Origin of the sequence: Kutzneria buriramensis, assembly GCF_003387475.1 — a bacterium.
GTDB lineage: Bacteria > Actinomycetota > Actinomycetes > Mycobacteriales > Pseudonocardiaceae > Kutzneria > Kutzneria buriramensis.
Genome location: NZ_QUNO01000015.1, coordinates 91,046 through 109,854, shown reverse-complemented (window position 1 = coordinate 109,854; position 18,809 = coordinate 91,046). Strand labels below are relative to the sequence as shown.

The 18,809-nt window shown below is 71.4% G+C and carries 14 protein-coding genes; 7 read left to right on the top strand and 7 right to left on the bottom strand.

Translation table 11 applies throughout. The annotated features are described in order from the left end of the window. Position 1 precedes the first annotated feature (1 nt). Genes eccB through eccCa form a run of 3 tightly spaced genes read right to left on the bottom strand, consistent with a single transcriptional unit; the run spans position 2 to position 6,790 of the window. Positions 2 to 1,357, bottom strand: a complete 1,356-nt coding sequence (gene eccB, locus BCF44_RS37575; protein ID WP_116179248.1) for a type VII secretion protein EccB — start codon at positions 1,355 to 1,357, stop codon at positions 2 to 4. 5 nt (positions 1,358 to 1,362) lie between these two features. Then, positions 1,363 to 2,799 (bottom strand): type VII secretion integral membrane protein EccD, encoded by a 1,437-nt coding sequence (gene eccD, locus BCF44_RS37570; RefSeq protein WP_116179247.1) that lies wholly within the window; start codon positions 2,797 to 2,799, stop codon positions 1,363 to 1,365. Between the two features lie 52 nt (positions 2,800 to 2,851). Further along, positions 2,852 to 6,790, bottom strand: a complete 3,939-nt coding sequence (gene eccCa / locus BCF44_RS37565) for a type VII secretion protein EccCa (protein WP_116179246.1) — start codon at positions 6,788 to 6,790, stop codon at positions 2,852 to 2,854. 791 nt (positions 6,791 to 7,581) lie between these two features. Here eccCa and BCF44_RS37560 point away from each other — a divergent pair. Genes BCF44_RS37560 through BCF44_RS37550 form a run of 3 tightly spaced genes read left to right on the top strand, consistent with a single transcriptional unit; the run spans position 7,582 to position 10,480 of the window. Next, a complete protein-coding gene (locus tag BCF44_RS37560; protein WP_170217957.1) occupies positions 7,582 to 8,649 on the top strand; it encodes a phospholipase D-like domain-containing protein in 1,068 nt (355 codons plus the stop codon). Between the two features lie 24 nt (positions 8,650 to 8,673). Then, complete coding sequence (locus BCF44_RS37555; RefSeq protein ID WP_116179244.1) at positions 8,674 to 9,684, top strand: class I SAM-dependent methyltransferase; 1,011 nt, start codon at positions 8,674 to 8,676, stop codon at positions 9,682 to 9,684. Positions 9,685 to 9,739: 55 nt separating this feature from the next. Next, positions 9,740 to 10,480 (top strand): class I SAM-dependent methyltransferase, encoded by a 741-nt coding sequence (locus tag BCF44_RS37550; protein ID WP_116179243.1) that lies wholly within the window; start codon positions 9,740 to 9,742, stop codon positions 10,478 to 10,480. Here the strand turns inward: BCF44_RS37550 and BCF44_RS37545 are convergent. Both BCF44_RS37545 and mshC read right to left on the bottom strand, forming a co-directional pair. Next, the gene (locus BCF44_RS37545) at positions 10,477 to 10,779 is read right to left on the bottom strand and encodes a DUF1540 domain-containing protein (protein WP_116179242.1); all 303 of its coding nucleotides are present in this window, start codon (positions 10,777 to 10,779) and stop codon (positions 10,477 to 10,479) included. The two genes, BCF44_RS37550 and BCF44_RS37545, sit on opposite strands and share 4 nt — an antisense overlap. A gap of 236 nt (positions 10,780 to 11,015) precedes the next feature. Then, a complete protein-coding gene (mshC, locus tag BCF44_RS37540) occupies positions 11,016 to 12,254 on the bottom strand; it encodes a cysteine--1-D-myo-inosityl 2-amino-2-deoxy-alpha-D-glucopyranoside ligase (RefSeq protein ID WP_116179241.1) in 1,239 nt (412 codons plus the stop codon). A 127-nt stretch (positions 12,255 to 12,381) separates the two neighbouring features. Between mshC and BCF44_RS37535 the strand changes: the two genes are divergently transcribed. The 3 genes from BCF44_RS37535 (at position 12,382) to BCF44_RS37525 (ending at position 14,446) form a co-directional block, all read left to right on the top strand. Continuing rightward, positions 12,382 to 13,107 (top strand): dienelactone hydrolase family protein, encoded by a 726-nt coding sequence (locus BCF44_RS37535; protein WP_246016032.1) that lies wholly within the window; start codon positions 12,382 to 12,384, stop codon positions 13,105 to 13,107. Next, the gene (locus BCF44_RS37530) at positions 13,104 to 13,616 is read left to right on the top strand and encodes an FBP domain-containing protein (RefSeq protein ID WP_281283185.1); all 513 of its coding nucleotides are present in this window, start codon (positions 13,104 to 13,106) and stop codon (positions 13,614 to 13,616) included. Before BCF44_RS37535 ends, BCF44_RS37530 begins: the two co-directional genes overlap by 4 nt. A gap of 62 nt (positions 13,617 to 13,678) precedes the next feature. Beyond that, complete coding sequence (locus BCF44_RS37525; RefSeq protein WP_116179239.1) at positions 13,679 to 14,446, top strand: hypothetical protein; 768 nt, start codon at positions 13,679 to 13,681, stop codon at positions 14,444 to 14,446. A gap of 12 nt (positions 14,447 to 14,458) precedes the next feature. On the opposite strand, the gene BCF44_RS37520 is transcribed toward BCF44_RS37525, so the two are convergent. Further along, positions 14,459 to 16,414, bottom strand: coding sequence for a VWA domain-containing protein (locus BCF44_RS37520; RefSeq protein ID WP_116179238.1), 1,956 nt, complete (start codon positions 16,412 to 16,414; stop codon positions 14,459 to 14,461). Further along, positions 16,414 to 17,817, bottom strand: coding sequence for an ATP-binding protein (locus BCF44_RS37515; protein WP_116179237.1), 1,404 nt, complete (start codon positions 17,815 to 17,817; stop codon positions 16,414 to 16,416). Before BCF44_RS37515 ends, BCF44_RS37520 begins: the two co-directional genes overlap by 1 nt. A 69-nt stretch (positions 17,818 to 17,886) precedes the next feature. Here BCF44_RS37515 and BCF44_RS37510 point away from each other — a divergent pair, with 69 nt between their 5' ends. After that, positions 17,887 to 18,660: a nucleotidyltransferase domain-containing protein gene (locus BCF44_RS37510; protein ID WP_116179236.1), complete on the top strand. Its 774-nt coding sequence runs from the start codon at positions 17,887 to 17,889 to the stop codon at positions 18,658 to 18,660. The last annotated feature ends 149 nt before the right edge of the window (positions 18,661 to 18,809 follow it).

Here is an 18,809-nt window from a genome sequence, read left to right as displayed (position 1 = left end):
CTCACTGCCCTCCTCGGGTGTTCGCCGTCAGCACGGCCGGTCCCATCACCAGGTCGGGCCCGGACGGCATCGCGTCGAGCACCTCCTTGGGAACGCCGATCGCGTTGCCGCCGATCTGGAGCGGACCGAACGCCTGCTGCGCGACCCGGAACTTCTCGCCGAGGTCGGTGATCAGGTAGTACACGCGGTTCTGCGCCTGCTGCGGCGCGGGCTCGCTGACGGCGATCGCGCCGCGCCCGCCCGGCACGTGCATGGTGGTCCGCCCCGGGGACGGCTTGAGCGGCTCGGTGACCAGCGAGCCTAGGCCGACGGAGTCGCCGACGGACCGCTGCCGCACGCACACCGAGGAGTCGCCGGCGTCGTAGGTCTTGGAGGTGACCATGTTCGGCATGCCCTGCAGCGTCGAGGTGTCCGCGGACTCCGGCAGCTGGGTCAGGCCGGCGGTGCTGATCTCCCGCGGCTGGTGCGCGCCGGGCCGGCTCAGCAGCAGCGCCAGCGCGGTGTCGTTGACCGGCGCGATGCCGTCCTTGCGCAGCACGAACACCTGCGTGTCCGCGCCGACGACGGACTTGAGCAGGTCGCCGATCCGGGTCGGGATGCCCTCCACGGTCGGGCCGGGCTGGCCGGTCCCGTCGATCACCGGCACCTCCAGGGTCTGCCCGGTGTGCAGCTGGTGGATCCAGGACGTCGGCACGAGCGTCGGCGCGGTGTTGCCCAGACCCAGCGCCACCAGCGCGTTGTGCGAGCCGATCGGGTAGATCGTGTTGCGCCACACCACGTAGTTCACGTGGTCCTGGCCCTGCACCAGGAACTTCGCGTCCGTGGGCAGCTGGCCGGTCGGCGTGTTCGGGTCCAGGTCGATCAGCATGGACGGCTGGTTCGCGCCCGGGTCGGCGCACAGCGACCACTGGGCCGGCAGCATGTCCTTGGCCTGCGGCACCGAGTCCGGCGCGCCGGGGATGCCGACCGCGCGGCCGTGCGGCACGCCGTCCAGCGACGCCCGGGAGACCGGGGTGAAGGTGCCGGAGATGTTGCTGCCGGCGAAGAACAGCATCGCCGAGGCGCTGTTCAACGTCGGGTACAGGGTGCCGTTGATGTAGAGGTACCGGTTGCCGGTCTCCTTCTCCACCACGATCGCGCCGGGCTTGCGGTACGCGTCGTTGCCGCCCGGGTTGATCAGGCCGTACACCGCGAACCCGCCGCACAGCAGCACGGCGACCAGCACGCCCCACATCAGCCCGAGCGAGGACCGCCGCAGCGGCGGCTCGCCCCGGCCGGGGTCGCCGGTGGTCAGGGCGCTGGCCAGCCGCGAGGTGACGAACTGGTAGGCCTGAACGTGATCGCGTCGAGTCTGCATCTGCCTCAGCCCGCCAATGCCCGGAAGAAGTGGTAGGCGTCCAGCACGACCAGCAGCAGCGGCACCAGCGCGATCGCCGTCCAGAGCTCGGCGATGTCGGCGACCTGGGCCCAGATGGGCAGCAGCCGGGTCTCCGGCAGCCGCCACGCGCCGATCACCAGCGCGGCCACCACCAGCACCAGGCCGACGAGCAGCCCGATGCGGCCGGTGGGGGCGAGCGAGAAGGTGTAGGCGAGCACGACGGTGGCGATGATCAGCGCGCCGGCCCAGACCGTGGCGCCGCGCTGCCACACCGACAGCAGGGACTTGGCCCGCAGCAGGCAGGCCAGCCCGAACACCAGCGGCAGCACCCAGGCGATCCAACCGTCCACTGTGGTCAGCACGATGCTGTCCACCAGGGCCAGCGCGGACGAGCCGACGACAACGGCGGTGAGGTAGCCGTCCGCGAGCGCGGCACGGGTCGCGATCATCGACGCCGGCGCGGGATCGATGTCCTGCTGGAGTTCCTCGGTGGTACGGGGCAAGGTCGGCACGCGCAGCCGGGCGAGCCGGGCGGCCACGCGCGCGCCGAACGTGGCGAACAGGAACAGCGTCACCGCGACGATGCTGACGGCGCCGGCGGTGTCCGCGGCGGTGCCGGTCCGCAGCACGGAGCCGAGGATCGCACAGATGCCGAGCAGGCCGGCGGTGCCGTAGACGGCAACCCCGCCCCGCGTCGCCGCGGCGAGCGCCCCGGCGACCAGCACCACGCAGACCCCCGCCAGCAGCACCCCGGACGGCTGCGGCGCGAGCAGGTCCACCGTGTCCTGCTGGCCGATCAGGCCCGCGGCCGCGGCGAAGGAGCAGGCCGCGATTCCACCCACATAGGACAGTGGCCCGTCGCCGGTGACGTGGCCGATGGCGACCGCGCCGCCGCCGAGCGCCAGCGTGATCACTCCACAGTAGAGCGCGATCAAGCCGCCGGGGCCGCCGGCCAGGATCGTGGCGACGCCGAGCGCGGCGGCGGCCAGCACGGCGAGGCCGATCAGCGTGCGGCGGGTCGACTCCGGGCGCCAGCGGTCCGGACGCGCCGCGATGGCGTCGCCGACCCCGTCGGCGAGGTCGTCGTAGGTCAGCTCGGGAATCGGCGCCTGCGCCGCCCGCAGGTAGAGCACGTCGCCGTCGTGCAACTCGGCCTGCTCGGGCGTGGCGTCCAGGTTCAGCGGCGGCTCGCCGAGCCGCTGCAGCACCCAGTCCTTGCCCTCCTCCTGGCCGCGGTTGACGTGCCTGGCCAGCACCGGCACCAGCAGCCCGAACGTGGCGGCGCTGGGGATGGCGAGGTCGGCGCGGCCGTCCGGGCCGTGCACGGTGATGCGGCACAGGTCGGCCGGGCCGGATCCGCCGCCGCCCAGGGTGATCGGGTCGAGCGACGCGTCCACGCCGATCGCCTCCGTTGGCCTCATGCTGACGTCGCTCCTGTCGCGGATCCGTGGATGTTCGGACGGTGGTCGGTCATCACGCCATCCCCGTCTGCAGGAGGCGGACGTCGCGGCGGGTCACCAGCTGGGCCCGGCCCGGCGGCAGCTGCCGCGGCTTGGCCTCGCCGAGGAACTTGCCCTCTTCCTTGGGGTAGCTCAGCAGCACGCCCGGGTTGCCCAGCTCCCACATCCGGCGCAGCAGCGGGTCCATCATTGCCCGCATCGCGCCGGACGTGCTGCGCGCGATGATCACGTGCAGGCCGATGTTGGCGCCGTGCGCCAGCAGCGGGATCAGCGGCTGCATCGGGGAGGCCATGCCGCCGCCGGACATGAACAGGTCGTAGTCGTCGACCAGGACGAACAGCTGCGGCCCGGTCCACCAGTCCCGCTTGGCCAGCCGGTCCGGGGTGATCTCCGGGCCGGGCATCCGGCGGGTCATGGACACGCCGGCGTTGCCGATCAGGTCGGTCAGCGCGTCCGGGTCGACGGCGTAGCCGATCCGGTACGGCTCCGGCACCTCCTCGTGCAGCTGGCGCCGGGTGTCGGCGAGCAGGATGCGCGCCTCGGTCGGGCTGTAGCGGGAGATCACCGTGCGGGCGATCAGGCGCAGCATGTTGGTCTTGCCGGTCTCGTTGTCGCCGAAGACCGACAGGTGCGGCGTCTGGTCGAAGTCGTGCCACACCGGGGCCAGCCGCTGCTCGTCGATACCGATGCAGAACTTGGCCTCCTGCGCGGCCGGCAGGTCCGCGATCGGCAGCCGGGTCGGCAGCAGCCGCACCTCCGGCGCGGTCGGGCCGGCCCAGAAGGTCGCGATCTCCTCCACCGCCGCCTTGGTCGCGGTGGTCAGGTCGTCGGTGGCCGACGAGCTGTCGATACGGGGCAGCCCGGCCAGGAAGTGGAACTTGGTGCTGGTCAGGCCGCGGCCGGCCTGTTCCGGCACGCGGGCCGCGACGCGCGCGCCGAGCTCGGACTCCATCGGGTCGCCCAGCCGGAGCTCCAGCTTGGTGCCCAGCACGTCCCGCATCGCGGGGCGGATCTCCGACCACCGGTTGGTCGCGACCACGACGTGCACGCCGAAGGCGAGGCCGCGGGCCGCCAGCTCGGTGATGCGCGGCTCCAGGTCCGGGAAGTCGGCGCGGACCGTGTTCCAGCCGTCCACCATGAGGAAGACGTCGCCGTTGGGGTCCTGGATCGCGCCGCTGGTGCGGCCCTGCCGGTAGGCGATCATGGAGTCGATGCCCATCTGGGCGAAGATCTGCTCGCGGCGTTCCAGCAGCTGGGCCAGTTCCTCGACGGTGCGCAGGATCCGGTCGCGCTCCAGGCGGGTGGCGACCGAGCCGACGTGCGGCAGGCCCGCCGTGGAGACCAGGCCGCCGCCGGCCAGGTCGAGGCAGTAGAACTGGACCTCCTCCGCGGTGTGCGTGAGGGCCAGCGACAGCATCAGGGTCCTCATCAGCGTGGACTTGCCCGACTGCGGCGCGCCGACGAGTCCGATGTGGCCGTTCGCGCCGGACAGGTCCGCCACCAGCAGCTCGCGGATCTGCTCGTACGGGCGGTCGACGATGCCCAGCGGCACGCGCAGCGACCGGGTGGCCGGGTGGTCCAGCGCGGTCATGCCGCGCACCGGGTCCGGCACGATGCCGGGCAGCAGCTCGTCCAGGCTCGGCGACTCCGATAGCGGCGGCAGCCACACCTGGCGGGCCGGCGGGCCCTGGTCCACCAGCCGGTCGATGAGGACGTCCATCAGGCTGTCCTCGCCGTCGCCGGCCGACTCCACGCGCGCCTGTTCGACCTGCGCCGGCTCGTCGTCCTCGGGACGGCGGATGCGGCCGGGCAGGATGCCGAACGGAGCGACCTCGCCCACCGCCTTGGACTGCGCCGCGGGCGAGGTGTCCGGGCCGTCCGGGCACGGGCCGGACACGTAGGCCGCCTTGAACCGCACCAGGTTGGTGGTGTCGATCTTGAGGTAGCCGTGGCCCGGCGCGGAGGGCAGCTCGTACGCGCTCGCGACGCCGATGACGCTGCGGGACTCCATGGCGGAGAAGGTGCGCAGCGCGATCCGGTAGGACAGGTGGCCCTCCACCCGGTGGATGCGGCCCTCGTCCAGGCGCTGCGAGGCCAGCAGCAGGTGCACGCCCAGCGACCGGCCCAACCGTCCGATCTGGACGAACAGGTCCATGAACTCCGGCTTGGACGACAACAGCTCGGAGAACTCGTCGACGACCACGAACAGCACCGGGAACGGCGCCAGCTGGGTGCCGGCCGCGCGGGCCTTCTCGTAGTCGTACAGGGAGGAGTAGCCGTGCTGGCGCAGGAACTCCTGCCGCCGGTTCATCTCGCCCTGCAGCGAGTCCTGCATGCGGTCCACCAGCGGCAGCTCGTCCTGCAGGTTGGTGATGACCGCCGAGGTGTGCGGCAGCTTCTCCATGCCCATGAACGTGGCGCCGCCCTTGAAGTCGACGAGCACCATGTTCAGCACCTCGGACGAGTGCGTCGCCGCCAGGCCGATCACCAGCGTCCGCAGGAACTCCGACTTGCCCGAGCCGGTGGCGCCGATCAGCACGCCGTGCGGGCCCATGCCGCCCTGCGCGGACTCCTTGATGTCGAGCTCGACGACCTCACCGTTCTCGGTGACGCCGACCGGCACGAGCAGCCGGGCCCGCTGGTTGCGCCGCGGCCGCCACTGCTGCTGCACGTCGAAGCCGCGCGCGTCCCGGATGCCCAGCAGCGTGGTCAGGTCGAAGTTGCTCTCCAGCGGCTCGTCGACCAGGTCGACGGTGCCACTGGTGCGCATCGGGGCCAGCAGCCGGGCCACGTTCTCCGCGCCGGCCGGGCTCATCTGGTCGACGGCCGCCTTACCGGTGGACTCGCCGGCCGGGAACTCGACCTCGTCGCCGGAGACGGTCAGCCGCAGCACGTCCGGGCCGCCGTGCATGCCGCCGGTGACGTCCAGCAGCACCAGGTTGCGCAGACCGGTGTCCAGCAGCCGGGAGTGCTCCGGGATCTGCACGCGGTGCGCGACGACGACATGGAACGGCTCGTTCGGGCCGGGCGGCACCGTGCGGTCGAAGTCGGGGCGGTCGGTGACCGACGGGCCCAGCAGGTCCATCAGCACGTCGTGGTCACTGGCGACCATGCGCAGCGGCCCGGCATCGTCGCGGGCGCTCGCGTGGGTCAGGTGCGGCAGCCACTTGCACCAGTCCCACTCGGCGCTGCCCGGCTCGTCGGTGAGCACGGAGATGCGCAGGTCGTCCGGCGAGTGCAGGACGGCCAGCTGGCAGACCATCGCGCGCACCAGCGCCAGCACCGCGCCGGCCTCGCCGGCGAACTCGACGCTGGTGAAGCTGCGCAGGCCGACGGCGATGGGCAGTTCGGACACCGTGCGGTAGGCGCGGATGAAGCGGCGCAGCGCGATCGCGGTCAGCGGCTCCAGGTCCTCGATGGGACGGGTGCGCGGCGGGACGAACTCCAGCGAGGCGCGCTGCGCGCCCAGGCCGATCCGGACCCGACCGAAGTCCTCGTGGCTGGCGCGGCGCTCCCACAGCCGGGGGCCGGAGACCAGCGACCAGAGTGAGGAGGGCTCGGGATTGTCCCAGCGGGTGGCGGCGCGCTGCTCGTCGGCGGCGGCGCGGGCCTGACCGCGCAACTGGGCGAGGTAGCGGAGGTAGTCGCGGCGCTCGGCCCGCATCTTGCGCTTGCGCTCCATACCCTGGCGGCCCAGCTGGGTGACGCTCATGGACACCATGGAGACGCCCATCATCCCGGACATCATGTAGACGGTCGGGGAGCTGCCGGCGATCGAGAACATCATGACCATCGCGGCGGAGCCGAGACCCATCGGCAGGTAGACCATCGCCGAGCCGAAGTCGAGGCTCGCCGGCTCGCCGAGCACGGGCGGCTCGGCCAGCTCCACCTCTCCGGAAGGGAGGGCAGGACCGGCGACGCGCTGCGATCGTTTGACGATCACGATGCTCATCAGTCTAACTCCAGGGCTAGCGGCGGCAAGCTCGTCAAATGCTATGTGAGGCTTTAGCGCACTGTTGTACTTCCGGCACCTACGGCAACCGATGAGTGCCCTAACTTCCCCATGCAGCGCACGTCACAGTAGCGACAGATATGGACTTCTTCCTTGCAGGGTAGGGCGAAGCCGTGAGCAGCCGAAACTTTCGAACGGTTCTTCTTCGCGACCCAGAAGGCACCCAGGAAGAACTTCACAACAATGTCGTACCGTTTCCGTTACGTAGTTTTTTCACTCATCGACGACGCATGCTTCCCACACGGGCGGGCGGCGAAACCGGTTCGCCCATGTGACCTGCTTCACACTCCGACGAGCGTTCGAACCGCAGTCGAGCGCGGCGCCAGACTTCGACGCACACCCGGAGTCCTATGGGTTCGATCGCGCCGGCGGCGCGGCCGACGCGCGATCCTGCCCGGGAAACCGGTCAGGGCTGCACGTTCGGCTCCGGACTTGAGGAAGGCTTGATGGGAGCGCTCCCCCTCTCACCCGTTCCAACCATGGCCAATGTCTATCAACGCCATCTCCACAAACTCTCTACAGCCGTCCAGGGCTGCGAGAGTCCGCAGCTCGAGGCCCGTTTCCCGGTGACCGGGCGGCGCCGCGCCGGCAGTGCGTGCACGTGCACCGGAGGGTTCGCGGCGGTGCGGCGGGACGCCTACTCATGTCAACCGTCCCGCGCGCCGACCGAGTGAAGGGTGGCACTCGTCCGGCGGTCCCCGCCGCCGCGCGGGCCGCCTGTCATGGACGTCATGACGACCGAAATAACCTTTTTACGCGACACCGCCCACGGCGGCGCGGCCGCCCAGCCGTCGACGATCGCCGCCCAGCTCGCCGCATTCGTCGGCGCCGCCCGCAGCAGTGTGCACATCGCCATCTACGACTTCCGGCTCGGCGACGCGCTCGCCAAACCCGTCGTGACGGCACTCACCGACGCCGCCGCGAACGGCGTCGACGTCCGAATTGCCTATGACGCCAGCAAACCCAGCACCGGCTTCGCCGCCCTCGGCGCCGACCCCGCGCCGCCGGGCACCGCCCAGTGGCTTAATTCGCGATTTGGCGGAAGTGGGGTCGCGCTGAGACCGGTCACCACCCCCTCCGGCAAGCTGATGCACGACAAGTACGTCGTGGTCGACAACCGGCGGGTGTGGACCGGATCGACGAACTTCACCGACGACGCGTGGACTCGTCAGGAGAACAACATCCTGCGTTTCACCTCAAGCGCGCTCGCCGCCGCGTACGAGCAGGATTTCGACCAGCTCTGGGAGTCCGGCGACATCCGGCGCACCGGCCTCGACGACCGGGGCACCACCACCATCGGCACCGAGACCGTCGGCTGGTCCTTCGCGCCGGGTGAGGGACCGGCGATGGACGCCGACCTCGTCGGCCTGGTCAGCGGCGTGCGCAACCGGCTCGTCGTCGCGTCCATGGTGATCACCTCGCACGCCCTGTTGGCCGCGCTGGCCAAGGCGGTCAGCACCGGCGTGCACGTGAGCGGCATGTACGACGCCGGGCAGATGGGGCCGATCGCGCACGAGTGGGCGTCGAGCAAGTCCTCGGCGCAGACGCTCGCCGACTGGCAGACCGTCGCCGCCAAGCTGGTCGGCAAGAGGTCGACGCCGTACTCGCCGACCGGGGTGCACGACTTCATGCACCTCAAGGTGTTGGTCAGCGACGACACCGTGGCCACCGGCTCGTACAACTTCAGCGCCAACGCCGAGGGCAACGCCGAGAACCAGTTGCGCCTGACGTCGGGCCGGATCGCCGACAGCTACGCCGCCTTCGTGGCCACCCTGGTCGAGGCCTACTCGGCCGGCTGAGGCGCGGCCGTATGCTGCCACGCCATGGGAGATCCCGACCGCGTGGACGTCGAGCGGACCCGGCGACCGGGGCTCGACCCGGCCTTCGTCGACGAGGAGATCAAGGCCCGGGCCGCCCTGCTGGCGGGTGACTTCTCCCGGTGGGAGCGCGCCGACGGGCACTTCCTGCACGAGGAGCTCACCCGCCACCCCGAGCGCCTGTTCCTGTTCCGGCTCGGCGACGTCCTGCACGTCGGCTACAAGACGATCTCGGATCTCGTCGTCGAGCACGGCATGCCCGGCGTGTTCTGCAGCCGCGTGCACTGGCACAACGTGGTCGGCGTGCTGACGTCCCTGCGCACCTCGGACGCCGACGTGCGGATCGGCTTCCGGCCGCTGGACGAGCCCGGCCGCCGGGCCGCGTTCGACGCGATCACACCGCTCACCGAGCTCGTGCACCCTTTCGCCAAGCAGCGCGAGCCGGGGCAGGAGACGACGAGTTCGGCCGAGGGCTGGCAGATCGACGAGCACGACGCCGTCCTGCTCAACCTCGGCGAGGAGCACATCCGCCGCTACACCCGCGACCTGTTCCGCCCGCGCTTCGCCGACCTCCGGGCCGACGTGCTGGCGTACGATCCGGCCTGCTCGACCGGCCGTTTCCTGGCCGACTTCGCCGACCTGAACCCGGCTCGCATCCGCACCGTCGGCCAGGACCTCAGCCAGCAGATGGTCGACCTCGCCGCCGCGCACGTGGAGCGTGTGCACGTCGGCGACGCGCTGAACCCGGCCGTCGCGCCGCTCAGCGTGGACATCCTGTTCAGCCGCTTCCTCAACTCCGAGGTCGTCTCCACCGCTCAGGCGCGCCAGATCCTGCCCCGGCTGGCCTTCACCCTCAAGCCCGGCGGCACCATGGTGTTGCTGGGCCACAGCCCGCTCCTGCTCGACACCGCCGACCTGCTGGGCGCGGGGCTGCGCGTGCTGCAGACAACCGCCCGCCAGGACGACCACGTGTTCCAGTACTACGTCTGCGAAATGCGCCGCCTGCGCTCCGCCTGAGCGCCGGCGATGTCAGCCCGATCGGGCACCGCGGTTGGCACTAGCGTTGGTTCCCATGGCGGAATCCGACGAGCAGTACGACGCGCTCGGCCAGACCTACGAGCGCGCCAAGCACATCCCGACCGGCCTGGCCGAGCAGGCCACCTTCCTGTCCGCGCTGCCGCCGCTCACCGGCCGGTCCGTGCTGGACGTCGCGTGCGGCACCGGCTTCTACCCGCGCAACTTCGTCGACCTCGGCGCGACCGAGGTGGTCGGGGTCGACTCATCGGCCGAAATGATCGCGTACGCCGAGTACGTCGAGGGCAAGCAGCCGCGTGGGATCGCCTACCGGCGGCTCGACGCCGGCGACCTGCCGGTGCTCGGCCGCTTCGACGTCGTGACGGCGGTATGGCTGCTCGGCTACGCCGAGGATCCCGCCGCCCTGGACCGCATGGTCGCCAACCTCGCGGCGAACCTCGCGCCCGGCGGCACCCTCGCCGTCCTGGTCCCCAATCCCGACGCCGATTTCGACGTGTTGGCGGGGCCGTACGGTCGCTACGGCTACGACGTCGTCCGGACCGGCCCGCTCACGTTCCGGCAGCCGGTGTCGGTGCGGGTCCTCGACGAACCGGCGTTCGCCTTCGACTCGTATTTCTGGCCCGTCGGCGCATTCGACGGCGCGTTGACGCGAGCCGGCCTCACCGATGTCACCCGTGCGCCGACGGTCGTCCCGTCGGACGAACGCGGCGACGAGTTCTGGGCCGATCTCCGCCGCAGCCCCAGTTTCGCGGTATTCACGGCGAAGAGCGATTCCTAGGCCCTGGTGTAGGTCATGCAGTTGGTGGCGTTCCCACCGTCGCCGGGCGCGACTCGCACGCCGCCCGGCGACGTGCACTCGAGGTCGCGGTTGTGCATGCAGTCCATCCGGGAACAGGCGCCGACCTGGGCAACCGCCATCGGCAGGCCGCCCTTGCGGGCCAGCGGAATGAAGGTCGCGCAGTCGGCGTGGCCGTTCTCGCCGCTGACGGTGATCGCGAAGGCGTGGCAGCCGTCGTGGTTGTACGAGCAGCCGGTGACGGTGCATTCGCTGACGGCGGGCATTTCCGTGGTGGTCATGAGCACTCCTCATGGCGTCGTTCGGCGATTCCGACCGTGCCAGCGGATACCCAAGATCGCAACACGAAAACAATTAGGCGAGCCTTAGCTAAACGCCCGAAAAGAGGATTCGCATTCCCACGCCCGAACGAGGAACAGCCCCCGCCCATCCCTGGGGGCCGGCCCCGCACCCAGCCTACAGGCGACCCCCTGCCGATGATCTTGGCAGGGGGTCACCTGTGGATAACTGCGTCAGCTCAGAGCTCTATCCCCAGCAAGGCGTCGACGGCGGTGCGGATCAGGCCCGGGGCCTCGGTGTCCGAACCCCCGTGCGTCAGCGCCTGCTCCGCCCAGGCGTCCACGGCCGCCAGCGCCTTCGGCGTGTCGAGGTCGTCGGACAGGTGGTCACGCAGCCGGGCGACCGTGTCCGAGGCGTCCGGCGCCGACTCCAACGCCACGGCCGAACGCCAGCGAGCGAGCCGGTCCTCGGCGGCGGTCAGCAGGTCGCTCGTCCACGCCCGGTCCTGGCGGTAGTGACCGGCGAACAGCGCCAACCGGATCGCGCCCGGGTCGACGTCGTCGGCCCGCAGCCGCGAGACGAACACCAGGTTGCCCCGGGACTTGGACATCTTCTCGCCGTCGAGGCCGATCATGCCGGCGTGCGCGTAGTGCCGGGCGAACGGGTGCCGGCCGGTCAGCGCCTCGGCGTGGGCGGCGCTGAACTCGTGGTGCGGGAACACCAGGTCGGAGCCGCCGCCCTGGACGTCGAAGCCGTCACCGAGCCGGTTCAGCGCGATGGCGCTGCACTCGATGTGCCAGCCGGGCCGCCCGGCGCCGAGCTCGGAGTCCCACGACGGCTCGCCGGGACGGGCCATCCGCCACAGCAGCGCGTCCAGCGGGTCCCGCTTGCCGACGCGGTCCGGGTCGCCGCCGCGCTCGGCGAAGAAGCCGGTCATCGTCGGGATGTCGTAGTTCGACTCGTATCCGAAGTGCCCGGAGGCGGCGCGGTCGAAGTAGACGTCCGGGTACTCGGCGTCGTCCGCCCGGTACGCGGCGCCGCTGGCCAGCAGCTTGGCGATGGCCTCGACGATCTCCGGGATCGCCTCGACCGCGCCGACGAACTCCCGCGGCGGCAGCACCCGCAGCGCGACCATGTCCTCGCGGAACAGGGCGGTCTCCCGCATGCCGAGCACCACCCAGTCGTCCTGGTCGCGCTCGGCCCGCTCCAGCAGCGGGTCGTCGATGTCGGTGACGTTCTGCACGTAGTGCACCTGGTGGCCGTTGTCCAGCCACTGCCGCTGCACCAGGTCGAACGCCAGGTAGGTGGCGGCGTGCCCGAGGTGGGTGGCGTCGTACGGGGTGATCCCGCAGACGTAGATGGTCGCCGTCTCGCCGGGGGCGGTCGGCCGGACCTGCGCGGTCGAGGTGTCGAACAGCCGCAGGGGCCGGGGCGTGCCGGGAACCCGGGGTACCGGGACTGATGACCAGGTCTGCATGCCTTTGACACTAATCGCGGCAACCGGCCTGGTCAGCAGCGCCCGTCCGACCGGCCCATGTGTGCGTCCAGCATCTGGGACGTGACCGGATCCGGGAATGCCGGCCGGGTCTGGTACAACGCATGCCGTGACTAGCCGTGTGGAGACCGTCGGCGACTTCGACCTGCCGGTGTGGCTGCCGGCGAGCGGGCGGGGCCCCGCCCTCGTGCTGGTCCAGGAGATCTTCGGCCTGGACGACTACCTGCGCTCGGTGGCCACCGAGCTGGCCGCCGCCGGGTACGTGGTCGGGGTGCCCGACCTGTTCTGGCGGACGGATCCGGGCTGGTCGTCGAGCCACGACGAGGCCGGTCTGAACGCCTCGCTGGCGGTGGTCGGCGAGTTCGACCACGAGCTGGGGCTCGCCGACGTCGTCGCCACCCTCGAACACATGCGGTCGCTGCCGGAGGTCACCGGCGGGGCCGGCGCCCTCGGCTTCTGCCTCGGCGGTTGGCTGGCGTACCGGCTGGCGGCCGCGGCCGACCCGGATGTCGTCGTCTCGTTCTACGGCTCGGGGGTCCCCGACCACCTGGACCTGCTGGACGAGATCACCTGCCCGCTCCAGTTCCACTTCGGCGGGCAGGACCCGTACATCCCGCGGGACGCCGTCGCGCGGGTGGAGGCGGCGGTCGCCGGCCGGCCGAACGTCGAGATCCACGTGCAGGAGCAGGCCGGCCACGCCTTCCACAACCACGCCGCCCCCATGTTCCACCACCCCGAAGCCGCCGCCGAGGCCTGGCGCCTGGCAACGGCCTTCCTGAACGCAAATCTCACCCCCGGGGGCAACCGAGAAACCGGGTTGCGTGAGCGGGGATGATCGGGGGCGTGGAAGCGATGGACGAGGGTGCCATTCGGGCATCCTTTGTGAACTGTAGTAAGGGCGAGGCGCGGCGGTTGAGCCTGCCGGCCAAGTTGGCCGACGTCGACTGGGACGACCTGGACTTCCTGGGCTGGCGCGACCCGAAGGCGCCGTCGAACGCCTACCTGGTGCTGCCGCGTGAGGGCCGGCTGGTCGGGCTGGCGATGCGCGCCGCGACGCCGAACGCGAGCCAGTTGAAGCGGTCCCTGTGCGCTCTGTGCATGACCACGCACGCCGCGTCCGACGTGACGCTGTTCGCGGCGCGCCGCACGGGCAACGCGGGCAAGCTCGGCAACACCGTCGGCACCTACATCTGCGCCGACCTGGCGTGCAGCCTGTACCTGCGGGGCAAGCGCAAGCCGTCCACCCCGAACTTCAAGCCGTCGTCCACCGTGGACGAAGACGTCACCCGGATGATGGCCAGCCTGAACAAGTTCGTCGACGAGGTGCTGACGGACAACGCCTGACCCTTGCGACGAGTGGATCAAGGTTCAGCGCGGACTCGGCAACTCCGGCTACCGTCCGCCGCGTGGAGACAATCGACGAACTCGGCCCGGTGCTGAGCACCCACCGCGTGGACAACAGACGCCGCCTGGTGACCGGCTTCTGGGCGCTGGCCATCGGGGTGGTGGTCGGCGCCGCCGGCGTGTTCCTGTTCGGCATCACCGATCCGAGCGACGGTTACGGCCCCAACAAGACGGTCGGCGTCGCGATCGGTGTCGGCCTCTGCGGGCTGGTGATCGGCGTGCTGCAGCTGTCGAAGGCCTGGCGCGGCGGTTCGGACGAGTACTTCGAGGTCCGCGAGCAGGGCCTCGTCCACGCCACGGCCAACCAGGTCCGGGCCTGGCACTGGGACGCCGTCACCAACGTCACGATCGCCGCCCGCCCACGGGAGAACAACCTGTCCCGGGTCCTGGGCACCGGCTTCCGGTGCGTGATCAGCTTCGAGGACGGCAGCAGGACCCGCCTGGACGGCCTGGCCGCGAACACGCCGGCCGTGACCAACGCCCTGCGCGAACACTGCGACCCCGCCCTGTTCACCGACGGCATGAACGGCGTCCGCCGGCTCGGCGCGTGGTGGCTGGCGTTCGCGGCCGTCTTCCTCGGCGCCGGCATCTGGATGGTGCTGACCATCGCCAACTCCAGCTACGAAGAACTCAGCGCCGACGGCTCCACCGCGACCGAGGTCCAGACGGTCAGCGACACCGGCTACCTGTTCCTGGCGGTGGGCCTGCTCGTCTGCTTCGTCGGCCTGATCAGCAGCGTCGCCTTCTACCTCACCGCCCGCAAGCGGTGAGGTAGAAGGAAGTCAGCGCTGGCGACGGTTGCGGAGGTAGTCGCTGACCACCGCCGCACCCAGCCCGTCCAGGTCCGGTGCGATCACCCGGCCGCCGCTGCGGCGGGCCACCACGTCGACGAAGTGCGCCAGCCGCGGGTCGTCGCCGAGCCGGAACACCGTCACCGACGCGCCGAGCTTGGCCAGGTTGTCCACCTCGACCAGGGTCTTGCCCAACGTCCGCTGCATCGGCGGGTAGTTGAACACGGCCTCGCCGTCGGACTCCAGGTGCGCGGTCGGCTCTCCGTCGGTGACGACCAGCACCACCGGCTGCGCGTCGGGATGCCGCCGCACGTGCCGGCCGGCCAGCAGCAGCGCGTGGTGCAGGTTGGTGCCCTGCTCCCACGCGCCCTCCAGCGCCGTCAGCTCGCCGATGTCCACAGTGGACGCGTGCCGCCCGAACGTGATGAGCTGCAACGCATCCGTTCGGAACCGGGTCGAGATCAGCTGGTGCAGCGCCAGCGCGGTGCGCTTCATCGGCAGCCACCGCCCGTCCTGCACCATCGACCACGACGTGTCCACGCACAGCGCGACCGCCGCCCGGGCCCGCTGCTCGGTCTCGGTGATCTCGACGTCCTCGAAGGCCAGCCGCACGCGCCCGCCGCCCGAGGACGCCGTGCGCAGCACGGCATTCCGCACGGTCCGCGACACGTCCCACGGCTCGGTGTCGCCGAATTCCCAGGCCCGCGTGGACCCTGTCGGCTCACCGGCCGCACCGGCCTTGTCGCTGTCCCGCTCGCCACGCCCCCGCAGCTGGTCGACGACCTGCCGCAGCGCCGTCTCGCCGAGCCGCCGCAAGGCCTTGGGCGTCAACCGGAGCGAGCCGTCGGCGGCCCGCTCCAGCAGCCCCTGCTGACGCAGCTCACGCTCCAACTGGGACAGTCGACGGGCGTCCACACCGGACTCCGCGCCGAGCTGCCGGACCAGCGCCTCGGCGTCGATGTCCTCCAGCGAGGCGCCCGGATAGGACTGCGCCAGCTGTTCGGCCAACGCGTCCAGCTCGGCCAGATCCGCCATGGCCTGGGCGCCCTCGCCCAGTCCCATCGGGTTCTTGCCGCGGAAGCGCGCCGAGCCGGTCCAGTCCTCCCCCGGCCGCAGCTGCTGGAGGTGCGCGTCGAGCAGGTCCAGCTGCGCCCCGAGGCCGGCGTCGCCGAAGGCCTGCTGGCCCAGTTGAGCCAACTCCGCCCGCTGCTCGTCGGTCATCGAGTTCAGCATCCGTTGCGCCGCGGCGGATCGCTGCGCCAGCGCGTCGATCAGTTCGTCGGTGTTCTGCGGGTTCTCCGGGAAGAACTGACCGTGTTTCCGCATGAACTCCTGGAACTGCTCGGTCGTGTCCTGCCCCGCCGCGTGCGCGGACAGCAGCGAGTTCAGGTCGGACAGCATGTCCCTGATCCGCTGCACGTCCTCCGGCGTGGCGTTCTCCATCGCCTGCTTCATGCCCTGGAAGCGCTGTTCCAGCATCTCCCGGCCGAGCAGGTCCTGGATCTTCTGGTACGACTCGCGCGCCTGCGTGGACTGCCAGTCGTACTCGGCGAGCTCGGTGACCGCCGCCGCGGTGCCGGACGGCAGCGCGTCCAGCTGCGCCTCCCGGAACCGCGCGTCGTCGGACGGATTCGGGAACAGCTCGCGGCGTTCGGCGGTCAGCGCCTCGTTGAGCAGCCGCTGCACCTCCCGCATGGTGCCGTCCAGGTTGTTGCGGCGCTGGATCTGCGACCGCCGCTCCCAGACCCGGCGCGTCAGGTCGTCGAGGCCGCGCGTGCCCTCGACGCCCCGACGCATCAGCTCACGCAGGGCCGCCTGCGGCGACGAGCCCTCCATCACCTCGCGCCCCAGCTCGTCCAGCGCCGCCCGCAGATCCGGCGGCGCCGCGAGCGGATCCGCACCACCGAGCCACTCGTGGTAGCGGTAACGCCGTGCCGGGGTCGCCATCAGCCGTAGACCGTCATCTCGTCGTCGGCGTCCTTGCCCAGCTGGCGGCTGAGGTACAGGTACTCCAGCGCGAACTCGACCGCCGACGCGATCCAGCCCGCCGGCTGGTCCGCCTTGACGTCCAGGCGCGCCGCGACCTCGTGCAGCACGGGCAGTTCCGGCAGCGCCGCAAGGACCTCGGTGGCCGGCACGCGCTCGCCGGTGGACACCGGGTGCCCCTCGGTGACGGCCTCGGCCAGCGACCGCAGGTTCAGCCCGGCCAGCTTGCCGCGCGCCGTGTCGGCGATGGAGCGGCGCAGCAGGTGCTCCAGGATCTCGTGCTCGCGGCCCTCCTCACCGGACTCGAACTCCAGCTTGCCGCGCAGCACCGCCGGCACCGCCTCCAGGTCGACGGGACGCGCCACGGCCGGCGACTCGCCGGTGAGCGCGGCCCGGCGCAGGGCCGCGGCGGCGACCGTCTCGGCCGCCGCGATGGCGAACCGGGCGGACACGCCGGAGCGCTGGTCGACCGACGCCGACTCGCGCAGGTGCCGCACGAACCGGGCGACGACCTCGACCAGGTGGTCGCCGACCTCGGCGACGAGCTGGGCCTCCTGGCGGATCAGGTCGATCTCGCCGGCGACCTCCAGCGGGTAGTGGGTGCGGACCTCGGCGCCGAACCGGTCCTTGAGCGGCGTGATGATGCGGCCGCGGTTGGTGTAGTCCTCGGGGTTGGCCGTGGCCACGAGCAGCACGTCCAGCGGCAGCCGCAGCGTGTAGCCGCGGACCTGGATGTCGCGCTCCTCCATGACGTTGAGCAGCGCCACCTGGATGCGCTCGGCCAGGTCGGGCAGCTCGTTGATGGCCACGATGCCGCGGTGCGCCCGGGGCACGAGTCCGAAGTGGATGGTCTCCGGGTCGCCGAGGCTGCGGCCCTCGGCCACCTTGACCGGGTCCACGTCGCCGATCAGGTCGCCGACGGAGGTGTCCGGGGTGGCCAGCTTCTCGGTGTAGCGCTGGGACCGGTGCAGCCAGGACACCGGCAGGTCGTCGCCCAGCTCCGCGGCGCGGCGGCGGGAGGCGGGCGTGATCGGGTCGAGCGGGTGCTCGGCGAGCTCGGCGCCGGCGATCACCGGCGTCCACTCGTCCAGCAGCCCGGCGAGCGTGCGCAGCAGGCGGGTCTTGCCCTGGCCGCGCTCGCCGAGCAGCACGACGTCGTGGCCGGCGATGATGGCCCGCTCCAGCTGCGGCAGCACCGTGCGGTCGAAGCCCACGATGCCGGGCCACGGGTCGCGCCCGGCGCGCAGCGCGCCGAGCAGGTTGTCCCGCAGTTCGGCCTTGACGGAGCGGGGCTCGTGGCCGGCGGCGCGCAACTGGCCCACGGTCGTCGGCAGCGAGTGGGGTGGGGTCGGAACAACTGTCACCCTTACGAAGCTAATAGCCGTTGGCAAATAGGTCGACGTGGAGCAACTCCACCGGCAGACTTCGCCAGCATGATCGATCTCGACGCGCTGGCGGCCCGGCTGGCGGACGTGCCCGGCGTGATCGGCGTGGTGCTGGGCGGATCCCGCGCCCGCGGCACCGCCGACGAGCACTCCGACACCGACCTCGGCGTGTACCGGCGGGGCCCGATGGACCTGTCCGCTCTCCGCGAAATCGCCGCCGAGCACCCCGGATCGACCGTCGCCGGGCCCGGCGAGTGGGGTCCGTGGGTGGACGGCGGGGCGTGGCTCAAGACCCCCGGGACCAAGACGGACCTGTTGTGGCGGGATCTGGACCGGGTCGAGGCGGTGTTGGACGAGGCGCTGCGGGGCGTCGTGCGCTGCGAGCAGCAGGTCGGGCATCCGCTGGGGTTCTTCTCGTACGCCTATCTCGCCGAGCTGGCCACCGCGCGTGTGCTGGCGGATCCCGCCGGGGCGCTGACCGACGTCCGGGCGCGGCTGGATCCCTATCCGCGGGAGCTGGCGGCGGCGATCGACCGGGTTTACGGCTTCGAGGCGGGATTCTGCATACAGAACGCAGAAACCCCGGCACTGCGCGGCGACCGGTTCTCCGCCACGGGATTCCTGTTCCGGGCCATCGGGTGCCTCGTGCACGTGCTGCACGCCCGGGCCGGCACGTGGCTGGCGACGGAGAAGAACGCCGTGGCGAGCGCGGCGCGGCTCCCCGGCGTGCCCGGCGACTTCACGGCGCGAGTGGACCGGATCCTGGGGAGCGCGGACGTCCACGAGGCCAAGGCGCTACTCGCCGACTGCGCGATCGGGTAGCGATCAAAGACTGCGTGGTGACGCGAACCGGCCCCACGCTGGACCGCAGGTGACGGGCCCAGGGTGCGCACCAGTGAGTTGCCCTGGGGCGACCGGGGTGCGGGCCGGGCGAAGCTTTCCCCTGTCCGAAACACCGAGAAAGGGCAGGA

What these genes read in the sequence shown, in the direction of transcription:
- eccB (WP_116179248.1), bottom strand. Translation starts at nt 1,357, where the DNA reads ATGCAGACTCGACGCGATCACGTTCAGGCCTACCAGTTCGTCACCTCG.
- eccD (WP_116179247.1), bottom strand. Translation starts at nt 2,799, where the DNA reads ATGAGGCCAACGGAGGCGATCGGCGTGGACGCGTCGCTCGACCCGATC.
- eccCa (WP_116179246.1), bottom strand. Translation starts at nt 6,790, where the DNA reads ATGAGCATCGTGATCGTCAAACGATCGCAGCGCGTCGCCGGTCCTGCC.
- BCF44_RS37560 (WP_170217957.1), top strand. Translation starts at nt 7,582, where the DNA reads ATGACGACCGAAATAACCTTTTTACGCGACACCGCCCACGGCGGCGCG.
- BCF44_RS37555 (WP_116179244.1), top strand. Translation starts at nt 8,674, where the DNA reads ATGGGAGATCCCGACCGCGTGGACGTCGAGCGGACCCGGCGACCGGGG.
- BCF44_RS37550 (WP_116179243.1), top strand. Translation starts at nt 9,740, where the DNA reads ATGGCGGAATCCGACGAGCAGTACGACGCGCTCGGCCAGACCTACGAG.
- BCF44_RS37545 (WP_116179242.1), bottom strand. Translation starts at nt 10,779, where the DNA reads ATGACCACCACGGAAATGCCCGCCGTCAGCGAATGCACCGTCACCGGC.
- mshC (WP_116179241.1), bottom strand. Translation starts at nt 12,254, where the DNA reads ATGCAGACCTGGTCATCAGTCCCGGTACCCCGGGTTCCCGGCACGCCC.
- BCF44_RS37530 (WP_281283185.1), top strand. Translation starts at nt 13,104, where the DNA reads ATGATCGGGGGCGTGGAAGCGATGGACGAGGGTGCCATTCGGGCATCC.
- BCF44_RS37520 (WP_116179238.1), bottom strand. Translation starts at nt 16,414, where the DNA reads ATGGCGACCCCGGCACGGCGTTACCGCTACCACGAGTGGCTCGGTGGT.
- BCF44_RS37510 (WP_116179236.1), top strand. Translation starts at nt 17,887, where the DNA reads ATGATCGATCTCGACGCGCTGGCGGCCCGGCTGGCGGACGTGCCCGGC.